Consider the following 4,505-nt stretch of genomic DNA (forward strand, 5'->3'; position numbering starts at 1 on the left):
AACCACGGGTGCGCCGTCTTCGCAATCCAGGGTGACATCAAAAACGCAAGCGCCGAACTCTTGCGTCATGTCGGCCTGCAGTTGCAGGCTTTTGCGCATCCTCGATTCGACGCCGCTGTAATGGTCACAAACCGACAGCGAAATGCCGCCAGCTTGTGCGCCCAACAGTACGTCGCGAGGATGGCTCACTTGCTTTTGCCTGAAGCGAATCAGATCAAGTGAGCCACGCCAGCTTGCTCGTCGGTCAACTCTTTCAGAGTCTTGTCAATGCAAGTCTGGCTGAATTCATCGATGGCGAGGCCTTCAACAACTTTGTACTCGCCGTTTTCGCAGGTGACAGGGAAGCCAAACATCACGTCTTTAGGGATGCCATACCAGCCTTGCGACGGAATGCCCATGGTGACCCACTTGCCGTTGGTGCCCAAGGCCCAGTCGCGCATGTGGTCGATGGCCGCGTTGGCAGCCGATGCTGCCGAGGACAGGCCACGGGCTTCGATGATGGCCGCGCCGCGCTTGCCCACTGTGGGCAAGAACACGTTGGCGTTCCATTCCTGGTCGTTGATCATGTCCTTGACCGACTCGCCATTGATGGTGGCGAAGCGGTAGTCAGCATACATGGTGGGCGAGTGGTTGCCCCAGACGCACAGTTTTTCGATGTCGGCCACAGCCTTGCCGGTCTTGGCAGCGATTTGCGAAGCAGCGCGGTTGTGGTCCAGACGCAACATGGCAGTGAAGTTACCGGGCTTGAGGTCAGGCGCGGCCTTCATGGCGATGTAGGCGTTGGTGTTGGCGGGATTGCCCACGACCAGCACTTTCACGTCACGAGAAGCCACAGCGTTCAAGGCCTTGCCCTGCGCGGTGAAGATGGCACCGTTGATGGCCAGCAACTCGGCACGCTCCATGCCGGGGCCGCGTGGACGCGAACCGACCAACAAAGCGTAGTCGGCATCTTTGAATGCCGTCATCGGGTCGCCATGGGCTTCCATGCCCACCAGCAATGGGAATGCACAGTCTTCGAGTTCCATCATCACGCCCTTGAGCGCTTTTTGTGGGCCTTCAACCGGCACTTCGAGCAATTGCAGGATGACGGGCTGGTCTTTGCCCAGCATTTCGCCAGAGGCGATGCGGAACAACAATGCATAACCGATTTGACCTGCTGCGCCTGTGACGGCCACGCGGACGGGCTTTTTGCTCATGGTGGAAAACTCCGAAGTGTTGAAAACAAGCGTTGCGGTCCGCTGCCAACATCCATGTCGGCAAGGCCGTCCGGCGAACCGGACCCACGCACCCAGCCTCATCGAGAAACCGAAAGCGCAAGCAAACAACTTTCGAGTGTACCCGCGAAAACCCTGAAGCGTCAATTTGTCTTATGTCTTATATAAGATAAGATCTGACACCTGACTGCCACCTGACCAATTGGTCAAGCTCTCGCCCATGAACACCACTTTGACACTCACCGACGCCCCCGCTGCCGCTGCCGAATCCCAGGCCGCCACTCCTGCGTTCAGCCCGCTGTACCAGCAGATCAAGGGCTTGATTCTGCAAAGCCTGCAGGCCAGCGAGTGGAAGCCCGGCGAGTCGATTCCCAGTGAAATGGAATTGGCCGCACGCTACCGGGTCAGTCAGGGCACGGTGCGCAAAGCCATCGACGAGCTGGCCAGCGGGCACCTGCTGATCCGCAAACAAGGCAAGGGCACCTTTGTGGCCACCCACGCCGAGCACCAGGTGCAGTATCGGTTTTTAAAACTGGTGCCCGACCAAGGCGACCTCAACACCGAAGGCCCCGCACAGCGCGAGATCGTCGACTGCAAACGCTTACGCGCCACCGCCGAGATTGCACGCGCACTGGCTTTGCGCTCAGGCGACACCGTGCTGCAGGTGCGAAGAGTTCTTTCGTTTGCCAATGTGCCCACCATCTTGGAAGACCTGTGGTTGCCCGGCACCCCCTTCAAAGGCCTGACGGCCGAGCGCCTGGCTGGCTACCACGGCCCTATGTACGCCCTGTTTGAAACCGAGTTCGGCGTGCGCATGGTGCGGGCCGAAGAAAAAATCCGGGCTGTATTACCTGACAAGTCCCAAAGGGAATTGTTGCAACGGCCCGCCAACACCCCGCTGCTCAGCGTGGAGCGCATTGCTTACACTTACAACGACACCCCGATGGAGCTGCGGCGCGGCTTCTACCGCACCGACACCCACCACTACCGCAATGATTTGAACTGACCCGAACCCGCCCACATTGTCTTGTAGAAGACTGTCGCTGAAATGCTCATGTCAGTTTGCTGCATTGCAATAGAATCTCACGGCTTGTTATCCACATTACAAACGCGTTACACCCAGAAAGTACCTCAATGACTGATCTCGCCCGCAAGCGGCCTGAATTCCGCAACATCAACGCCCTGAAAGATCTGCCGACTTACCGCCTCCCTGCGGCAGGCATTGTCTCCATCCTGCACCGCATCAGCGGCTTCTTGATGTTTTTGCTCATGCCCCTGTTCATCTGGCTGTTTGACAACTCCATCACCTCTGAAGTGTCGTTTGCCAAGCTGTCGGCGGCCTTTGGTATCGGCGTCGGTTTTGTGCCAGGCTGGTTCTTCAAGTTGTTGGCGCTGGCGCTCATCTGGGCTTACCTGCACCACTTCATTGCCGGCATGCGCCACATTTACATGGACGCTTTCCATGCCGTGACCAAAGAATTCGGCAAATCCTCTGCAGTGGCCACTTTGGTGCTGAGCCTGGGCTTGACCGCCGCGCTGGCCGCCAAGCTGTTTGGTTTGTACTGATTTCTCCGCCCCTCACCCAAAACAACAAGGAAACTGACCTATGTCGTCCGTGAATTACGGCTCCAAACGCATCGTGACCGGTGCTGGCTACGGCTTTCGTGACTGGCTGGCCCAGCGCGTGACCGCCGTTCTGATGGCCCTTTTTACCGTGGTCTTGCTGGCCCAAGTGCTCTTGACTGCTGGCCCCATCGGCTACGAAGAATGGGCTGGAATTTTTGCAGCCCAGTGGATGAAAGTGCTGACCTTCTGCGTCATCATCGCTTTGCTTTACCACGTCTGGGTCGGCATGCGTGACATCTGGATGGACTACGTCAAGCCCTTGGCTGTGCGCCTGGCTTTGCACGTCTTCACCCTCGTCTGGCTGGTCGGCTGTGCCGGCTGGGCTGTTCAGGCGCTGTGGCGTCTGTAACGCGTCAGCCCTCCATTGTCATTGCGCTGAAACCACACCAATCAAGATAAACCATGAGCTATACCAAAGAGAAAATCACCACCCGCAAGTTTGACGTCGTGATCGTCGGAGCCGGTGGTTCGGGCATGCGTGCCTCGCTGCAGCTGGCCCGCGCCGGCCTGAACGTGGCCGTGCTCTCCAAAGTGTTCCCCACCCGTTCACACACCGTGGCGGCCCAAGGCGGTATCGGTGCCTCGCTGGGCAACATGTCCGACGACAACTGGCATTACCACTTTTACGACACCATCAAAGGCTCCGACTGGCTCGGCGACCAAGATGCGATCGAGTTCATGTGCCGCGAAGCCCCCAAGGTCGTGTACGACCTGGAGCACATGGGCATGCCGTTTGACCGCAACCCCGATGGCACGATTTACCAGCGTCCATTTGGCGGCCACACCGCCAACTACGGTGAGAAGCCAGTCCAACGCGCTTGCGCTGCAGCTGACCGCACCGGCCACGCCATGCTGCACACCCTGTATCAGCAAAACGTCGCGGCCAAAACCAGCTTCTTTGTGGAGTGGATGGCCCTGGACCTGATCCGCGACTCAGAAGGCGACGTGGTGGGTGTGAGCGCACTGGAAATGGAAACCGGTGATTTGCACGTCTTGCATGCCAAAACCGTTTTGATGGCCACCGGTGGTGCAGGCCGCATTTACGCGGCTTCCACCAATGCCTTCATCAACACTGGCGACGGCCTGGGCATGGCGGCGCGCGCTGGCATTCCATTGGAAGACATGGAGTTCTGGCAATTCCACCCCACCGGCGTGGCCGGTGCTGGCGTGCTCTTGACCGAAGGCTGCCGCGGCGAAGGCGCGATCTTGCTCAACAGCAATGGCGAGCGCTTCATGGAGCGCTATGCGCCCACCCTGAAAGACTTGGCCCCGCGTGACTTCGTGTCCCGCTGCATGGACCAGGAAATTAAAGAAGGCCGTGGCTGCGGCCCGAACAAAGACTACGTCATGCTCAAGTTGGACCACCTGGGTGCCGAAACCATCCACAAGCGTCTGCCGTCGGTGTACGAGATTGGCGTTAACTTCGCCAACGTCGACATCACCAAAGAGCCGATCCCCGTGGTGCCCACCATCCATTACCAAATGGGCGGCATCCCGACCAACATCAACGGCCAGGTGGTGGTACAAAACGCCACGGACCACAATTCCGTGGTCAACGGCCTTTACGCTGTGGGCGAGTGCTCTTGCGTGTCGGTGCACGGCGCCAACCGCTTGGGCACCAACTCGCTGCTCAACTTGCTGGTGTTCGGGCGCGCTGCCGGCAAC

Annotated in this window: 5 protein-coding genes and 1 pseudogene; 4 read left to right on the forward strand and 2 right to left on the reverse strand. The window is 58.8% G+C overall.

What is annotated here, in order from left to right; genetic code table 11:
* Positions 1-189 (reverse strand): annotated as a pseudogene (locus Q0341_RS13425) (CoA ester lyase); the annotation flags it as partial.
* 20 nt (positions 190-209) lie between these two features.
* On the reverse strand, positions 210-1,196 hold the full coding sequence (locus Q0341_RS13430) for a malate dehydrogenase (protein WP_299514253.1): 987 nt from the start codon (positions 1,194-1,196) through the stop codon (positions 210-212).
* A 238-nt stretch (positions 1,197-1,434) separates the two neighbouring features.
* Here Q0341_RS13430 and Q0341_RS13435 point away from each other — a divergent pair, with 238 nt between their 5' ends.
* The 4 genes from Q0341_RS13435 to sdhA form a co-directional block, all read left to right on the forward strand.
* Positions 1,435-2,220: a GntR family transcriptional regulator gene (locus Q0341_RS13435; protein ID WP_299514255.1), complete on the forward strand. Its 786-nt coding sequence runs from the start codon at positions 1,435-1,437 to the stop codon at positions 2,218-2,220.
* 128 nt (positions 2,221-2,348) lie between these two features.
* Positions 2,349-2,780: a succinate dehydrogenase, cytochrome b556 subunit gene (gene sdhC / locus Q0341_RS13440; protein ID WP_299514258.1), complete on the forward strand. Its 432-nt coding sequence runs from the start codon at positions 2,349-2,351 to the stop codon at positions 2,778-2,780.
* A 40-nt stretch (positions 2,781-2,820) separates the two neighbouring features.
* Positions 2,821-3,189, forward strand: coding sequence for a succinate dehydrogenase, hydrophobic membrane anchor protein (sdhD, locus tag Q0341_RS13445; protein ID WP_299514261.1), 369 nt, complete (start codon positions 2,821-2,823; stop codon positions 3,187-3,189).
* Between the two features lie 53 nt (positions 3,190-3,242).
* Positions 3,243-4,505 (forward strand): succinate dehydrogenase flavoprotein subunit (gene sdhA, locus Q0341_RS13450; RefSeq protein ID WP_299514264.1); only part of this gene is annotated, 1,263 nt, incomplete at its 3' end.

It is taken from the genome of uncultured Limnohabitans sp., from assembly GCF_937889215.1.
Taxonomy (GTDB): domain Bacteria; phylum Pseudomonadota; class Gammaproteobacteria; order Burkholderiales; family Burkholderiaceae_C; genus Limnohabitans_A.